12 protein-coding genes are annotated in these 16,705 nt (G+C 60.1%); all 12 read left to right on the top strand.

Annotated features, from left to right (window positions below; all coding sequences use genetic code 11):
• Positions 1–9: 9 nt before the first annotated feature.
• Positions 10–900, top strand: a complete 891-nt coding sequence (locus ABVN21_RS08950) for an NmrA family NAD(P)-binding protein (RefSeq protein ID WP_339554484.1) — start codon at positions 10–12, stop codon at positions 898–900.
• Between the two features lie 283 nt (positions 901–1,183).
• Positions 1,184–3,118 (top strand): methyl-accepting chemotaxis protein, encoded by a 1,935-nt coding sequence (locus tag ABVN21_RS08955; RefSeq protein ID WP_339554485.1) that lies wholly within the window; start codon positions 1,184–1,186, stop codon positions 3,116–3,118.
• Between the two features lie 105 nt (positions 3,119–3,223).
• Positions 3,224–5,914: an alpha-ketoglutarate dehydrogenase gene (mdeB, locus tag ABVN21_RS08960; protein WP_339554486.1), complete on the top strand. Its 2,691-nt coding sequence runs from the start codon at positions 3,224–3,226 to the stop codon at positions 5,912–5,914.
• 85 nt (positions 5,915–5,999) lie between these two features.
• On the top strand, positions 6,000–7,307 hold the full coding sequence (gene aceF / locus ABVN21_RS08965) for a dihydrolipoyllysine-residue acetyltransferase (RefSeq protein WP_339554487.1): 1,308 nt from the start codon (positions 6,000–6,002) through the stop codon (positions 7,305–7,307).
• 11 nt (positions 7,308–7,318) lie between these two features.
• On the top strand, positions 7,319–9,109 hold the full coding sequence (gene lpdA / locus ABVN21_RS08970) for a dihydrolipoyl dehydrogenase (protein WP_339554488.1): 1,791 nt from the start codon (positions 7,319–7,321) through the stop codon (positions 9,107–9,109).
• 14 nt (positions 9,110–9,123) lie between these two features.
• Positions 9,124–9,981 carry a MaoC family dehydratase N-terminal domain-containing protein gene (locus ABVN21_RS08975; protein ID WP_339554489.1) on the top strand — a complete coding sequence of 286 codons (858 nt, stop codon included), beginning with the start codon at positions 9,124–9,126 and terminating at the stop codon, positions 9,979–9,981.
• A 109-nt stretch (positions 9,982–10,090) separates the two neighbouring features.
• Positions 10,091–11,251, top strand: a complete 1,161-nt coding sequence (locus tag ABVN21_RS08980) for an acyl-CoA dehydrogenase family protein (protein WP_339554584.1) — start codon at positions 10,091–10,093, stop codon at positions 11,249–11,251.
• Between the two features lie 10 nt (positions 11,252–11,261).
• Entirely contained in the window at positions 11,262–12,455 is a 1,194-nt protein-coding gene (locus ABVN21_RS08985; protein ID WP_339554490.1) for a CaiB/BaiF CoA-transferase family protein, read from the top strand.
• A complete protein-coding gene (locus tag ABVN21_RS08990) occupies positions 12,455–13,303 on the top strand; it encodes a CoA ester lyase (protein WP_339554491.1) in 849 nt (282 codons plus the stop codon). The genes ABVN21_RS08985 and ABVN21_RS08990 overlap by 1 nt, the downstream gene beginning before the upstream one ends.
• 163 nt (positions 13,304–13,466) lie before the next feature.
• On the top strand, positions 13,467–14,987 hold the full coding sequence (locus tag ABVN21_RS08995; protein WP_339554492.1) for a 4-hydroxyphenylacetate 3-hydroxylase N-terminal domain-containing protein: 1,521 nt from the start codon (positions 13,467–13,469) through the stop codon (positions 14,985–14,987).
• Positions 14,988–15,055: 68 nt separating this feature from the next.
• Positions 15,056–15,592: a carboxymuconolactone decarboxylase family protein gene (locus ABVN21_RS09000; RefSeq protein WP_339554493.1), complete on the top strand. Its 537-nt coding sequence runs from the start codon at positions 15,056–15,058 to the stop codon at positions 15,590–15,592.
• Positions 15,593–15,614: 22 nt separating this feature from the next.
• Complete coding sequence (locus ABVN21_RS09005) at positions 15,615–16,634, top strand: VOC family protein (RefSeq protein ID WP_339554494.1); 1,020 nt, start codon at positions 15,615–15,617, stop codon at positions 16,632–16,634.
• Positions 16,635–16,705 lie beyond the last annotated feature (71 nt).

A 16,705-nucleotide genomic window follows, 5' to 3' on the forward strand; every position in this document is an offset into this window, starting at 1 on the left:
TTTCAGGAGATGAGTTCATTGATCCTCATAACATCGGCCAATGGCAACCAGGGCAAACGTCTAATACCTAAGCTACTCGCGTCCGGCCATCAGGTGCGGGCCTGCGTGCAATCTGAAGCGTCGGCCAGGCAACTGCGATCGATTGGTGCACAAGAAGTGCTGGTGGGAGACCTTGCCGATCAGGCGTTCATCGCTCAGGCAATGAAAGGCGTTTCCAGCGTGTACCACATCGGGCCGACGCTCCATCAGGATGAGCGCGCGATGGGTTTCGCCATGATCGACGCTGCCAAGGCTGAGGGTGTGGGTCATTTCGTGTTCAGTTCCGTGCTCCACGCCATTGCCAGTGATTTGATCCAGCATGAGATCAAGCGCGACATTGAAGAACATCTGCTGTCCTCCGGGCTCGAATACACCATTTTGCAGCCAGCCAACTACATGTTGCCTTCACGCATGAAGGCGGTTTTTGAGGAAGGCGTGTTCCGCCTGGCGTGGTCGTTGGACAAACGACAATCGATGGTGGACCTGGACGACGTTACCGAGGTGGTTGCGCGAGTTCTCTCTGACCCCGAGCGTCATTCCGGCGCAACGTACGAGCTGGTAGGGCCCGGGCGCTTCAACGCGTATGAGATCGCTGCGGTCGCTTCAAACGTGGTTGGACGTGAAATCAAGGCCAAGCGATTCGATGTCGAAGTGTTCGTCCGTGACCGTTTCGGCAATCTTGATCCCGACGCGCTCCAGCATATGTTGCGCATGAACCTCGCCATTGCCGCGCATTACAGCAACCACGATTTTGTAGGTAATTCCAACGTGCTGTCCTTTCTCCTTGGCCGTCCCGCCACCCCCTTCGACGAGTTTGTCCGAAAGGAATACGCAAACTTCAGGAAAGCACTTTCTGATTGAGACGGATCGGTAGACGCCTACCTTTTCAGCGGGCCGTTCGTGCAATGCGGCGGCTCAGCGTGCAACTTTAGGGCTATTAGCGATTCAGCTAACCCACATCATTATTGGCCATTGGCCGAGCCACACGCCTAGGAGATAGGCTCTAAACGCAAGCGACGCAGAACGTCGGAAATCGAAAAACAACAACAAGAAGATCTCATATGCGCAGTTCGCCTTGGTGGCATCAGCCATATCCACTTTCGCTCGGATTCGATTCGCCTTCGATGTGCAAAGGCGGGTCCCGATGATCGCTCGTGTACTGGGCAACCTGTCAGTGGGCACCAAGCTGTCGCTGGGTTTTGGTTTGGTATTGTTATCGACCTTAGGCGTTGCAATGACCGCGTTTTATGCCTTCAACGTGCTCGAAGTCCGCGCCGAGAAGATGAACGACGTCGCATCCGTTGAGTCGTTGATGTTGCAAGCGCAGGTAGCGGTAAAGGCGTTCGGCCTGGAGTTGGCTGAGGATGAGGCCAACAAGGTTTCCACCCTGATCGGTGAGCTCGTCTCGCTACTTGAAATGTCCGAGGCGAAAGCCGGGCAGGGCGGCTCCATCGACGCCGCAAAAAGTTACCTCGCCCAGTTCGAGCGGTACGCTCAAGCCCAGCGCGATGCCCGCAAGGCTCGACTGCGCATGCAGCAACTGGCACAGGTGGTTGGCGAGCGATTTACCGTGGTAATGCTGGACCAGCTGGACGCGGTCAACCTTCTGGCTTCGAGGGCGCAGCCGGCTGATTCGGTACGCATGCTGCAACTTGAACAAGACTCCACGTTGCGTGACAAGTTGGCCAACCTGCGTGACAGCGAACTCTATTTCACGCTGCAAGGCAGTACGGAGGATCGCAACGCCTGGGAGGCGCGGGTTATTGAGCTGCGTTCGTACATGGAAAACCTGGAGCTGCGCCTCGAGGGTTCGGAGCGTGAGTCGCTGACCCAGGCGCGCACGGCACTGGATGAATACCGCACGGCGTTCAACGGTTACGCCGCGAGCCGCGATCAAACCAGCGATAGCCAGGCAGCGATGAACGTCGCCGCAGACAAGGTAAGCGCACTGCTGGGCGAGGCCCGTATCGCACAAGTGCAGGCCTCGCAATCGATGGGTCAGTGGGTATCGCGGCTGCTTCAAGGGATTGTGCTGTTGGCGCTCGGTTTCGGCGTCGGCGCGGGTCTGTTGATTCGCCACTTGATTTTGCAACCGCTACGTCAGGCAGTTGAACTGACCCGGCGCGTGGCATCGGGCGATCTCAGCGCGCAGATCGATGCCGCGGGGCGCCGCGATGAACTGGGCCAGTTGCTCGGCAGCGTCGGGATCATGTTGGAAAGTTTGCGCGGTCTGATTGGCCGGATTGGCCAAGGCGTCGGGCAGTTGAACCAGGCTGCCGACAGTCTGGTGCACGTCACCGAGCGTACTCGTCAAGGCGTCGACTCGCAGCGCGAGGAGACAGAACTGGCGGCCACCGCCATGCAACAGATGGCCGCGACTGCCCATGACGTTGCGCGCAATGCCAGTCAGACCCGCCACGCCGTCGAACAGGTCAATGGTCAGGCACGCAAAGGCGAAGCGTTGGTGCATCAGGCGAGCACCAAGATCGGTCACCTCGCTCAGGAAATGAGCGGATGTTCCGAGGCCATGGACTCGCTGCTTAACGAGAGCGCGGCGATTGGCAAGGTGCTCGACGTGATCAGTGCCCTGGCCGGGCAGACCAATCTGCTGGCCCTGAATGCTGCGATTGAAGCGGCACGTGCTGGCGAAAACGGTCGTGGTTTCGCCGTGGTGGCGGACGAGGTACGCAACCTGGCGCGGCGCACCCAAACCTCTACAGATGACATCGCTGCCATCATCCAACAGCTGCGGATCGTCGCCGGGCAGGCGGCCACTCGCTTGCAGGACAGCCAGACGCTGACCGGCGAAAGCGTAGTGCTTGCCTCGCAGGCCTCTCAGGCGCTGCAGGAAATCGCCGCGGCGGTGTCGACCGTGGAACAGATGAGTCAGCAGATCGCTGCGGCAGCCGAACAGCAAAGTGCGGTGGCTGGGCAGGTTGGCGCAAGCATGGATCGAGTACAGGCAGTCGCGGAACAAAGCACTGCCGCCAGCGGGTTACTGGAAGCGTCGGTGCGCGGGTTGGAACAGGTGGGTGGCGCGCTCAACGCGGCGGTTGGAGATTTTCGCACGGCATCCTGAAGGATTCATTCAGGCCGGCATTTGATGTCGACATTCAGCAGCTTAGTACGGCGGCACGTTCTGTCGGTTCATCTCTAAGCAAACAACAAGAAGGGGGAGGCAGACATGAGTTCGCTAAACGAAAATTCGATCACCGGGTCACTGGCATCGCTGGATATTGATCGGGATGAAACGCAGGAGTGGCTGGAGTCACTGGAGGCCGTCGTGCGCGAAGGCGGTTCCGAGCGCGGTCAGTTCCTGCTGAAACAGTTAGAGCAACATGCAAGAGCACTTGGCATCACCTCGCACGTGCACCCGTACTCGGCCTATCGCAACACAATTGCGATTGAACGGCAGGGGCCCTATCCAGGCGACCTTGCTGTCGAGGAACGGATCACTTCGATCATTCGTTGGAACGCATTGGCCATGGTGGTGCGCGCAAACCAGGCCTACGGAGACCTGGGCGGGCATATCGCAAGTTATGCCTCTGCCGCCGAGATCTTTGAGGTCGGGTTCAACCACTTCTTCCGTGCCCGTGATGAACATCACGGCGGCGATCTGGTGTTTTACCAGCCGCACTCGGCACCGGGTGTCTACGCTCGCGCTTTCCTTGAGGGAAGACTGTCCGAAGAGCAACTGGCCAACTACCGCCAGGAAGTCGGTGGAAATGGCCTGAGTTCTTACCCGCACCCGTGGTTGATGCCTGAGTTCTGGCAGTTCCCGACCGGGTCGATGGGCATTGGCCCGATCAGTGCGGTCTACCAGGCGCGTTATATGCGTTACCTGGAGCACCGCAATCTTGCCGAAACCGCCGACCGGCATGTCTGGGGGGTATTTGGTGACGGTGAAATGGATGAGCCCGAATCGATTGCCGGGCTCACGCTCGCGGCGCGGGAAAAACTCGACAACCTCACCTTTATCGTCAATTGCAACTTGCAGCGCCTGGATGGTCCGGTGCGTGGCAACGGTCAGGTCATTCAAGAGCTCGAGGCGCTGTTTACCGGTGCCGGCTGGAATGTCATTAAGGTCATCTGGGGCTCCGACTGGGATCCGTTGTTTGCACGGGATACGAACAATGCCCTGTTGCAACGCTTCGCCCAGACCGTCGACGGCCAATACCAGACGCTGGGCTCCAAGGACGGTGCCTACAACTTGCTGCACTTCTTCCAGCAAGATCCAGAGATCAAGGATTTGGTCTCGCACATGTCCGATGCCGAGATTGATGCCCTGAAACGCGGTGGTCACGATTTCCGCAAACTGCATGCGGCGTTCGCTGCTGCCAAATCGCACTCGGGACGTCCGACGGTCATCCTGGCCAAAACCAAAAAAGGTTACGGCATGGGCGGTGCGGGTGAGTCGCGCATGACTTCGCACCAGGCCAAGAAGTTGGACATCGACGCACTTAAGGCCTTTCGTGATCGTTTTGCGCTGCCGCTGTCCGACGACGATGTAGCGCAATTGCGCTTCTATCGCCCGGCCGAGGACAGCCAGGAAATGCGTTATCTGAGAGAACGCCGAGGGGCATTGGGCGGCTACATGCCGGCAAGGCAGAAGGGGGACGAACAAGTCGCTGTGCCTGCCCTGGCTGATTACGCACGCTTTGCGTTCGAGGCCGACGGCAAAGAGATGTCCACCACCATGGCGGTAGTACGGATGCTCGGCGGTTTGCTCAAAGACAAAGAACTGGGGCCACGGATCGTCCCAATCGTTGCGGACGAAGCGCGCACCTTTGGCATGGCCAACCTGTTTCGCCAGATCGGTATCTACTCGCCGCTGGGTCAGCTTTACGAGCCGGAAGATGCAGGCTCCATGCTTTATTACCGTGAAGCCTGCGATGGTCAGCTATTGGAAGAGGGCATTACGGAAGCGGGTGCACTGTCTTCCTGGGCGGCTGCCGCAACCTCCTACAGCGCTCATGGCAAAAAGATGTTGCCGTTCTATATCTACTACTCAATGTTCGGTTTCCAGCGTGTTGCCGATTTGATCTGGGCAGCGGCGGACCAACGTGCTCGCGGCTTCTTGCTGGGAGCCACCGCAGGCCGAACCACCTTGGGTGGGGAAGGGCTACAACACCAGGATGGCAGCAGCCATGTCGTGGCGGCCACTGTCCCCAACTGCCGCGCCTACGATCCGGCTTTCGCTGGCGAGTTGGCGGTGATCGTCGACCATGGCATGCGCCAGATGATGGAGCGCGATGTCGACGAGTTCTACTACATCACGGTGATGAACGAGAACTACGCCCAGCCTTCGCTGCCTTCCGGTGTCGAGGATCAAATCATTCGCGGTATGTATCGCTATGCGGTGACGGATGCCGACTCCTCACGTGGCTCGGTACGGTTGCTGGGCAGCGGGACCATCCTGCGAGAAGTGATCGCGGCGTCCGAACTGCTGGCATCTGACTGGCAGATATCGAGCGAGGTGTGGAGCGTCACCAGTTTCAGCGAGCTCGCTCGTGAAGCACGGGAAGTAGAGCGACGCAATCGTCTGAACCCCTCTGAACCTGAGCAAGTCAGCCATCTGTGCGTCTCCCTCGCAGGCGATGCACCGGTGATTGTCGCCTCCGACTATGTTCGCGCCTGGCCACAACTGATCGCCAGCTATGTCGATGCTCGCTTCATTGCGTTGGGTACCGACGGTTTTGGCCGCAGTGATACCCGCACCGCCTTGCGCAGCTTTTTTGAAGTCGATCGTCATCAGGTGGTTCTGGCCGCACTGGATGGTCTGGTCCGCGACGGGCGTCTGCCACGTCAGGTGCTGGCTGAAGCCGTCGAGCGCTACGGCCTGAAAGGTGATCGCCCGGCGCCGTGGACGTGCTGACCGGTTTTCTTTTCGCATGCGCTCGATGAGCGCTCCCTCCGTTGCGTGAACCCGCAACGGATCTAATTCTGGGCGACGGTAAGTCATGAGTGAAATCAGAGAGATTCATGTCCCTGACATTGGGGACTTCAAAGACCTCCCGGTGATCGAGGTGTTGGTCAAGCCAGGCGATAAGGTGGCGTTCGATGATCCGTTGCTGACCCTGGAATCGGATAAGGCCTCGATGGATGTTCCAAGCCCTGGCGCCGGCACCGTGGTGTCGGTGACGATCAAGGAAGGGGACCGGGTTTCCAAAGGCAGTTCGATCCTCACGTTGCAGATGGCTGTCGATGCGGCACCCGCCGACCATAGTGCAGCCACAAGCCCCGCAGCGCCTGATCTGCCAGTGAATGCTCCGTCTGCGCCTGTCGCGGCGATCCCGGTTGCGTCTGTTGCAGCGACCGCACCAAAGGCAGCGAATACGTCTGGGCCGAAACCACACGCCAGCCCTTCGGTGCGCAGCTTCGCGCGTAAATTGGGCGTGGACGTCTCTCGTGTGGCAGCCACTGGCAAGGGCGGGCGCATGCTGCGTGAGGATGTCGAGCGTTTCGTCAAGGACGCCCTGGTTCGCCTTGACAGCCCGGCGCCGCGTTCCGAACACGCAGGAGAACTCAATCTGCTGCCTTGGCCGCAAGTAGATTTCGCCAGGTTCGGCACGATCGAAAAGGTCGCGATGTCGCGCATCAAGAAAATCTCCGGCGCCAACCTCGCACGAAACTGGGTGATGATCCCCCACGTCACCAACAACGAAGAAGTCGATATCACCGAGCTTGAAGCGTTTCGGGTTCAGCTCAACCAGGAAGGCGGCAAGGACGCGATCAAGTACACGATGCTGGCGTTCCTGATCAAGGCAGCGGTGGCTACCTTGAAAGCCTTCCCTCAGTTCAATAGTTCGTTGGGCGTTGATGACGGTGAGCCGATCCTGATCCTCAAGCAGTACTACCACATCGGTTTTGCGGCTGACACGCCGAACGGGCTGGTAGTGCCGGTCATTCGCGATGCCGATCAAAAGGGCATTGGTCAGATCGCCAGCGAATGCGGTGATCTGGCAAGAAAAGCACGGGACGGCAAGTTGGGCCCGGCGGACATGACTGGAGGCACCTTTACCGTTTCAAGCCTGGGTGGCATTGGCGGTACCGGCTTTTCGCCGATTATCAATGCGCCGGAAGTGGCGATCCTGGGTGTGACTCGCGCGCAAATCAGACCGGTTTGGGATGGCAACGCCTTTGCACCGCGCCTGATTCTGCCTCTGGCACTGTCATGGGATCACCGCGTCGTCGATGGCGCGGCTGCGGCACGTTTCCTTCAGCATCTGGCTGCTCTGTTGGCTGATTTCCGTCGAATCACACTTTGAGGGGAACGCCCATGAGTCAGATTATTGAAGTGAAGATGCCAGGCATCGGCGACGCTGGCGCCATGCCGGTGATTGAGATCCTGGTCAAACCAGGCGATGTCGTTGCGGTGGATGACGCCGTCTGCACGCTGGAATCCGATAAGGCGACGATGGATGTGCCTTCTTCTGCCGCGGGTGTGGTGAAGGAGGTTTTGGTCAAGGTCGGCGAGAAAGTCGCGGAAGGTGCGGTGTTGCTGACGCTGGAGTCGAATGACGTCGCAGCCCGGCCTTTGCCATCTGCAGCAGCTGCGGTTTCGGCGCCCGTTGCAGCGCCCATTTTGGCGAAATCCGGCGGCGCAGACCTTGAGTGCGACGTGCTCGTCCTTGGCGGTGGTCCCGGCGGTTATTCCGCGGCCTTTCGCTCGGCGGATCTGGGGCAGAAAACCATTGTGGTCGAACGCTATGCCTCGCTGGGCGGCGTGTGCCTGAACGTTGGCTGCATCCCCTCCAAAGCGTTGCTGCATATCGCCTCGGTGATGGAGGAAGCGCCGCAGCTGGCTTCAGTGGGGATTGATTTCGGTGCCGCCAAGGTTGATCTCGACAAGCTGCGTGCGCACAAGGAGTCGGTGGTTGGCAAGTTGACCGGCGGGCTCGCCGGGATGGCCAAGGGGCGCAACGTTGATGTCGTCCGTGGCGTTGGTCGTTTTCTCGACCCCCATCATGTCGAGGTTGCATTGACGTCGGGAGCTGGTCAGCAACCGACCGGCGAAAAGCAGGTCATTCGCTTCAAACACTGCGTGATTGCCGCAGGCAGCCAGGCGGTAAAACTGCCGTTCATGCCGCAGGATCCGCGCATCGTCGACTCCACGGGTGCCCTGGAACTCAGAGCTTTGCCGAAACGCATGCTGGTGGTGGGCGGCGGGATTATCGGGTTGGAGATGGCCACCGTCTATTCGGCCCTCGGCGCGCGCATCGATGTCGTCGAGATGTTGGACGGCTTGATGCAGGGGCCTGATCGCGATCTGGTGAAGGTCTGGGAAAAACACAACAGCCACCGATTCGATCAGGTGATGTTGAATACCCGCACGGTGAAAGCCGAGGCCAGCGAACAGGGTATCTGGGTGACGTTCGAGGGCGAAAAAGCCCCCGCAGAGCCGCAATGCTATGACCTGGTGCTGGTGGCTGTCGGGCGTAAACCCAATGGCGACCAACTGGACGCTGACAAGGCCGGAATCAACGTCAGTGAGCGCGGATTCATCGCCGTGGATAAACAAATGCGCACCAATGTGCCGCATATCTTCGCGATTGGTGACATTGTCGGCCAGCCCATGCTTGCTCATAAGGCCGTCCATGAAGGGCATGTCGCCGCTGAAGTGGCGGCCGGTGAGGCCCTGGACAAGCCCGAACTGGCGCGCAGCACGTTTGATTCGCTGCAAATTCCGGGCGTTGCCTACACCAATCCTGAGGTGGCCTGGGCCGGTCTGACCCAGCAGGAAGCAAAGGACAAAGGCATCAAAGTCGAGGCTGCGGTTTTCCCATGGGCCGCCTCGGGGCGCGCGATTGCCAATGGTCGCGATGAAGGCTTCACCAAGCTGTTGTTCGATGCCGACACGCATCGTGTGGTTGGCGGCGGCATTGTGGGGACGGGGGCAGGCGATCTGATCAGTGAGGTTTGCCTGGCCATCGAAATGGGCGCCGATGCAGTGGATATCGGCAAGACCATCCACCCTCATCCGACGTTAGGTGAAACGGTAGGGATGGCCGCGGAAGTCGCCCATGGCAGTTGCACTGACCTGCCGGCTGTACGTCGGCGGAACGCGTGATGGAGGAGGTGAGCATGAATGGCTGCAATGCGCTAACCCCAGTTGACTTGACCCAGTGGGTGGGCCGTGAAGAACGGCGCACTGACCGCATCGATCAGCGCGTCGCCCAGGCGCTGGCTGCCACACTCGACCTCGATCCCGATGCCTTGCAGGAGGGCGCCGAGTTACCGCCCTTGTGGCACTGGGTGTACTTCACGCCGAATGCCCGGGATAGCGAAATCGGCCACGACGGGCATCCGGAACGCGGCGGATTCCTGCCACCAGTGGACTTGCCCAACCGCATGTGGGCAGGCGGGCGCCTGACCTTCGAGCAGCCGCTGCGGGTTGGCGAGGCTGTTACCCGGGCTTCGCGCATCATTCGCTGCGCGCGCAAGGTCGGACGCAATGGGGATCTGGTGTTCGTGACCGTGGAACACACCATCTCGGGTGAGCGAGGAGTGTGCCTGGTTGAAGAGCAGGACATCGTTTACCGCCAGCCAACCGAAAAAGGTGCTCCGCCTGCGGGCGCTACAGTCGAAGGCTGCGCCGAATTTCGCAAACGTATCCATCCCGAACCGGTCCTGCTGTTCCGTTACTCGGCACTGACGTTCAACGGCCATCGTATTCACTATGACCGGCCCTACGCCACCCGGGAAGAAGGCTATCCCGGTCTTGTCGTGCACGGGCCGTTGGCCGCCACGCTGCTGCTCGAAGCCTTTCGGGGCAAGCATCCGTCCAGGCGTATCCGACGCTTCGCGTTCCGCGCCGTCGGCCCGCTTTTCGACATGGCGGACTTTGACGTGTGCGGTCAGCTCACAGGCCCGGACGGTGCCGAATTGTGGGTCGACTGCGACGGGCGACTGACGATGAGGGCTGAAATCACCTTCGACTGACTCGACAGCTCAATCCAAACAGATTTTCAACACGGTGCTTCTGTAAAGAAGCATCAAGGGCACCGCTTTGCCGCGATTCCCCTAAACAGCACAGGAAACCCACATGACCATGCTCTATACCCCTGACGAACACCAGGAAATCCGTGACGCCGTGCGTGCCCTGTGCGGCGAGTTTTCGGACGACTATTTTCGCAAGATTGACGAACAGCGTGACTACCCTGAGGCGTTTGTCGACGCGTTGATCGGCGCCGGCTGGCTCTCCGCGATGATCCCTGAAGAATACGGCGGCTCGGGCCTGGGACTTACCGAAGCATCCGTGATCATGGAGGAGATCAACCGCTCGGGAGCCAACGCCGGCGCCGTGCATGGCCAGATGTACAACATGAGCACGCTGCTGCGTAACGGCAGCACGGCGCAGAAAGAGAAGTACCTGCCGAAGATTGCGTCGGGCCAGCTACGCATCCAGTCGATGGCGGTCACCGAACCTACAACCGGTACGGACACCACCAAGATCAAGACGAATGCGGTTAAGAAGGACGGTCGCTACGTGGTGAACGGCCAGAAAGTGTGGATCTCGCGGGTGCAGCACTCTGACCTGATGATCCTGCTCGCACGCACCACACCGCTTGCCGAGGTGAAGAAAAAGTCCGAAGGCATGTCGATCTTCATCGTCGACCTCAAGGATGCGATCGGCAGGGGCCTCACCGTGCATCCGATCCCTAACATGGTGAACCACGAGACCAACGAGCTGTTCTTCGACAGCCTCGAGATCCCCGAGGAGAACCTGATTGGCGAGGAGGGCAAGGGTTTCAAATACATCCTCGACGGTCTCAACGCCGAGCGCACCTTGATTGCCGCCGAGTGCATTGGCGACGGTTACTGGTTCATGGAGCGCGCGGTCAAGTACGCCAACGAGCGCGTGGTGTTCGACCGTCCGATCGGGCAAAACCAGGGCGTGCAATTCCCGATCGCCGATGCCTTCATCGAGATCGAGGCGGCCAACCTGATGCGCTTCAAGGCCTGCCAGCTGTTCGACGCGCACCAAGCCTGTGGTGCCCAGGCCAATATGGCCAAGTACCTGGCGGCCAAAGCCTCGTGGGAGGCCGCCAACGTGTGCATGCAGACCCACGGCGGTTTCGGTTTCGCCAATGAATACGACATTGAGCGCAAGTTCCGGGAGACCCGTCTGTACCAGGTCGCGCCCATCTCCACCAACTTGATCTACGCCTACGTTGCCGAGCACCTGCTCGGGCTGCCGCGCTCTTTCTGAGGAATCCGCCATGGCTGACAACAAACCGGTCCTTGCGCTCGAAGGCATCACGGTGATCTCGCTTGAGCACGCGATCGCAGCCCCGTTGGCGACGCGCCATCTGGCCGATCTGGGTGCCCGCGTCATCAAGGTCGAGCGTCCTGGCAGCGGCGATTTTGCCCGCGCCTATGACGAGCGTGTCGATGGCCTTGCTTCGCATTTCGTCTGGGTCAACCGCTCCAAGGAAAGCCTGACCCTTGACCTGAAGCAGCCCGAAGCACACGAGATCTTGATGCAGCTGCTGTCGGAGGCTGATGTGCTGGTGCAGAACCTTGCCCCCGGCGCGGCGGCTCGACTGGGGCTGTCCTACGAGGCGCTCGCACCGATCAATCCGAAGCTGATCGTGTGCGACATCTCGGGCTATGGCGAAGGCGGTCCGTACACCGAGAAGAAGGCCTATGACCTGCTGATCCAGAGCGAGGCGGGCTTCCTGTCGATCACCGGCACTCCTGATGAACAGGTCAAGGCCGGCATCTCCATCGCCGACATCGCGGCGGGCATGTACGCCTACACCAATATCCTCGCAGCGCTGATCGAGCGCGGCAAAACCGGCCGTGGTCGGCGCATCGAGATCGCGATGATCGACGCAATGGTCGAGTGGATGGGCTTCCCGATGTACTACGCCTACGAGGGGCAGGAGCCGCCACGTCGTACGGGTGCATCCCACGCGACGATTTACCCCTACGGGCCGTTCCGCGCAGGCGATGGTCGCACCGTGATGCTCGGCCTGCAGAACGAGCGTGAGTGGGCCGTGTTCTGCGAAAAACTCCTGGACGATTCCGCACTCGCCACGGATGAGCGGTTTGCCAGTAATGCCCGGCGTACCGCCAACCGTGATGCCCTGAGCGAACTGATCGAGCAGCGCTTCGCCAGTCTCACCGCCGATGAGGTCATGGCCCGTCTCGATGCTGCCGACATCGCCAACGCCAACGTCAGCACGATGAGCGACATCTGGAACCATCCGCAACTCGCGGCGCGCAAGCGCTGGACCCGCGTGGATACGCCCGCCGGGCCAGTGCCCGCGCTACAGCCGCCTGGCATGGGCGGTGATCATCCCGCCCGAATGGGCCCCGTGCCGGCACTGGGTGAGCATACCGAGGCGATCCTTCGCGAGCTCGGCTACACAGACCGCGCCTCCGAACTGCGCGCAAGGAAGATAGTGTGATGGCGATCCGACAATTGAACCTGGGTCGCGCGCGGACCTTTCTCTTCGTTCCCGCGAATCGTCCCGAACGCATTTCGAAAGCGCTGGCCAGCGGTACGGACGTCGTTGTCGTCGATCTTGAAGACGCGGTGGCACCTGTCGACAAGCCCGCTGCGCGACTGGCCCTGATCACTTGGCTGGACTCCAACCCTGATGAGCGGGTCGTCGTGCGGATCAATGCCGCAGACACGCTGTGGCACGAGCATGACCTCGCGGCCTGTCGCCACATTGGCATCGCCGGCGTGATGCTGCCCAAGGCAGACAGCGCTGCGCAGGTTCAGCACGCTTATGGCGTCAGTGGCAAACCGGTGTTGTGCATTGTCGAAACCGTGCAGGGCATTGACGCGCTGACGCATATCGCCGCGGCTCCGGGCTGCGCCCGCCTGATGTTCGGCAAGCTTGACCTGGCAGTCGAGCTCGATCTGATTCCCGACGAATCGGACCCTGAGGAACTGGTGTTCCTGCCCTGGCGCGCCATGTTGGTACTTGCCAGTCGCCGGGCAGGCCTGCCAGCCCCGGTCGACGGCGTGTTCACTGCGATAGGCGATCAGGCGGGCCTGGCCACGTACGCCGCCCGTGCGCGCCGGCACGGTTTCAGTGGCCAGTTGCTGATCCATCCAAGCCAGGTGACCGAGGCCGCTGCGGCATTCACGCCTTCGGCACATGACATCGCATGGGCACAGTCCGTTTGCCGTTTGGCTGAGGCTGCCGGAGGCGGCGTTGTGGTGCTCGATGGCCGCATGATCGATGCGCCGGTCATGGCGCGGGCAAGGAATGTACTCGCGCTCGCCGCGGAGTTCGGCCTATGAATCGCGTGGCCTTTTCCAATCTGGAAAAGCTCTTGGTCCAACTTACAAATTCTTAAAACCTGTCCGTCTCAATAGTATCGAGGCGTGCAAACAACAGCTGAATTTCACTTGTGGCGGGCATGACCGCCTCAGGCCAAACGATTCAAAAGCAGGAGCATTACCCATGGAAAACAACGCAAATAAAAAATCGCCGGCCATGAGTGGAGCCCGACCAGGAGTGCGCACCGGAGCCGACTACATCGACTCACTTCGCGATGGTCGTTCCGTGTGGATTGATGGGGAGCGCATCAAGGATGTGACGGTTGACCGTCGTTTCCGCGGAGCCATTCAATCCATCGCTGATCTGTATGACATCCAGTGCGATCCGTCCCAGCAGGACAAGATGACGTTCGTGTCGCCCACCTCCGGTGCGCGTGTCGGGCGGTCGTTCATGCTGCCTCGCTCTGCCGAGGATCTGCGACTGCGCCGGGATATGATGAAAACCTGGATGGATGCCGTGGGCGGCATGATGGGTCGCACACCCGACTTCCTCAACGTCATGGTCAGTGCTCATGCCTCGGCCCATGAATTGTTTGCCGCCGGTGGTGAGCAGTTTGGCCAGAACATCCTCAACTACCACGAGTTCATTCGCGAAAACGACCTCGCGCTGACCCACTCGCTGGTGTCGCCGGATATCGATAAACGCCTGCAAATGTTCGAACAGCCAGGCGACATGGTGATGCGCGTCGTTCGCGAGTCCGATGCTGGTATCTATGTGTCCGGTGCGCGTTCGGTAGCAACCCTCGGGCCGTTGGCCAACGAAGTTCTGATCATGCCGGCGGCAGCGAAATTCCCGCTGGTGGCGGATGCCGAAGCCTATGCGGTGGGCTTCGCCGCGCCTATCGACACCCCTGGCATGAAGATGATCTGCCGCCCCTCATTCCCCACCAACGGCCGCTTTGCCAACGACCCGCTCACGGCGCGGATGGACGAGATGGACGCTGTGCTGTGGTTTGAAGAAGCGTTCATTCCGTGGGAACGCGTCTTCATGTATCGCAGCATCAAAGCCGTGGAGTCGGCGATGAAATCGCCCTCCGGTCCGCATGGTTCGCACCAGTCGGCCACGCGTTCCCTGGCCAAGATGGAGTTCCTGCTGGGCATTGCCTACAACCTGACGGAAGTGAACCACAGTCGTTTTCCGAACGTGATGGTGCAACTGTCCGAACTGGTGGCGTATGTCGAGACCCTGCGCGCCCTGATTCGCGTGGCCGAGATTGATTGCATTCCGGGCCCCGGCGGCACCGTCGTGCCTTATGAGCAGCCACTCAATGTGGTGCGTGCTCAGTACCCGGCAATGCATGCCCGTGCGCTGGAGATCCTGCAACTGCTCGGCGCCGGCAATGTGGTGGTGGCGCCAACGGTGGAGGATCTCTACAGCGAAAACGGTCCGGCCATCGAGCGTTACTGCGCCGGGGCTGACATCCCCGCTGAACGCAAGATGCAACTGCTGCGTCTGGCCTGGGATGCGTCCTGCTCGTCCTTTGCCGGGCGGCAGAACTTGTACGAGAAGTTCTTCTCCGGCGATCCATGGCGCAACGCCCAGATGCGCGGCGAGCGTTATCCGGGTGCCCGCGAGGCACAAGACCGTGTGTGGGCGTTCCTGGACCGCAATGGCGAATGGGACAAGAAGATCAACGGCCAGTAAGCGAAAGCTGCCGCTGTAATAGCCACGATGCGGCAGCCGACCAACAACAATAACGTGCGGAGTTTTGTATGCCTCGTATTCAACTGCCAACCCCCGACGAAGAGCCGCAAGCCTTTGCGCTGCTTCGGGCCAAGCGCGGTCACGCACCGAATGCACAAATCTTTCGGACCCTGGCCATCTGCCCGGAGATCCTCGAAGTCTTCATTCCCATGGCGGACGCGGTGCGCGTGGGCTACGGCATCGACCCGAAATTGCGTGAGATGGCCATCGTCATGTCATGCCAGACCATGGGCACACATTACGAACACGATCCGCATTGGAATCGGGCCATCAAGGAAGGCGTCTCCAAGGAGCAAATGCTAGCGCTCTGGGATTTTGAGAAAAGCGCTCTGTTCTCCGATCTGGAGAAGGCAGTACTTCGCCTGGCGCGGGACGCTACCCGGGCACCGGCGCAGGTTAGCGACAAAGTGTGGGAAGACGTGTACCACGGCCTCGGTCAAAAACAGAGCGTGGCGCTGCTGTTCAATATTGGTTGGTACAACATGACCGGTCGGTTGACTGGCCCCCTCGAGCTGAGCAACGAAGCCGATTTCACTCGGCTCTGACAAAGACATCAGGAGACACACCATGCCACTGCCAAAACCGGTCTATTACCCACCATTCAATATCACCCGCTCCAGTCATGCCGTCATCACCTCGCGCGACCTGGAAGCCAGTCGCGATTTTTACGAGCAGGTGATCGGCCTGGTCCTGACTGAACGGGATGCCGACACCCTCTATTTCCGGGGTTTGGAAGAAGTTTGCCACCACAGTCTGGTGATCAAGCGCCACAACGGCGAGCACTCAGCCGAAGCCATTGGCTTTCGGGTTTACACCGAAGAGGAGCTGGACAAGGCGGCGCACTTCTACAAGTCCAAAGGACTGCCCGCACGCTGGATCGAAGTACCGCATCAGGGTCGGACGCTGCTGGTCAATGACCCGGCCGGCACTCCTGTGCAACTTTGCGCCACCATGAGTACGACGCCCCGTGTGTACACGCAGTTTCAGGACTTCAAGGGTGGCGCGGCCATGCGCTTCGACCACTACCAGATCCAGGTTCCGAATGTGCAGGAGCAGACCGATTTCTACGCAGAAATGGGCTTTCGCATCTCGGAATACATGGCGCTGGACGAGAAGTTGATTGCGACATTCATGTTCCGCAAGCCCGGCACCCAGGACATCGTTTTTCTGGAAAATCCGGGCCCGCGCCTGCATCACTTTGCCTACACCGTTTCCGACTCCCACAGCATCCTGCGTGCCTGCGACATCGCCGGCAACCTGGGCATGGGCGACATCGTGGAGCGGGGCCCTGGCCGGCATGGTCCGGCTGGCGTGTTGTTTGTCTATCTGCGCGATCCCGATGGCCATCGCGTGGAGTTGTTCTGTGATCACTATCTGCTGATCGATATCGAGGTCGAGCCGGTTGCGTGGGATGTGCGAAAACCCGGTCTGTCACTGCGCTGGGGCCTGCCACCTCAGGAATGCTGGTTCAACGAGACCACTGCGTTCAGTGGGATCCCGACGAAGCAGCTGGAACACGAGCGAGGCCCGCTGGTGACGCTTGAGACCTACCTGGCAGATAAGGCACGGGCCAGGGCCGCCAAGTAGTTTTACCGGGGCCGCCTCGGCGGCCCTTGTGCAGCGCGGTGGTATCGATCAAGAGATTGGAGATATTCAGA

Origin of the sequence: Pseudomonas sp. MYb327, from assembly GCF_040438925.1 — a bacterium.
Classification (GTDB): domain Bacteria; phylum Pseudomonadota; class Gammaproteobacteria; order Pseudomonadales; family Pseudomonadaceae; genus Aquipseudomonas.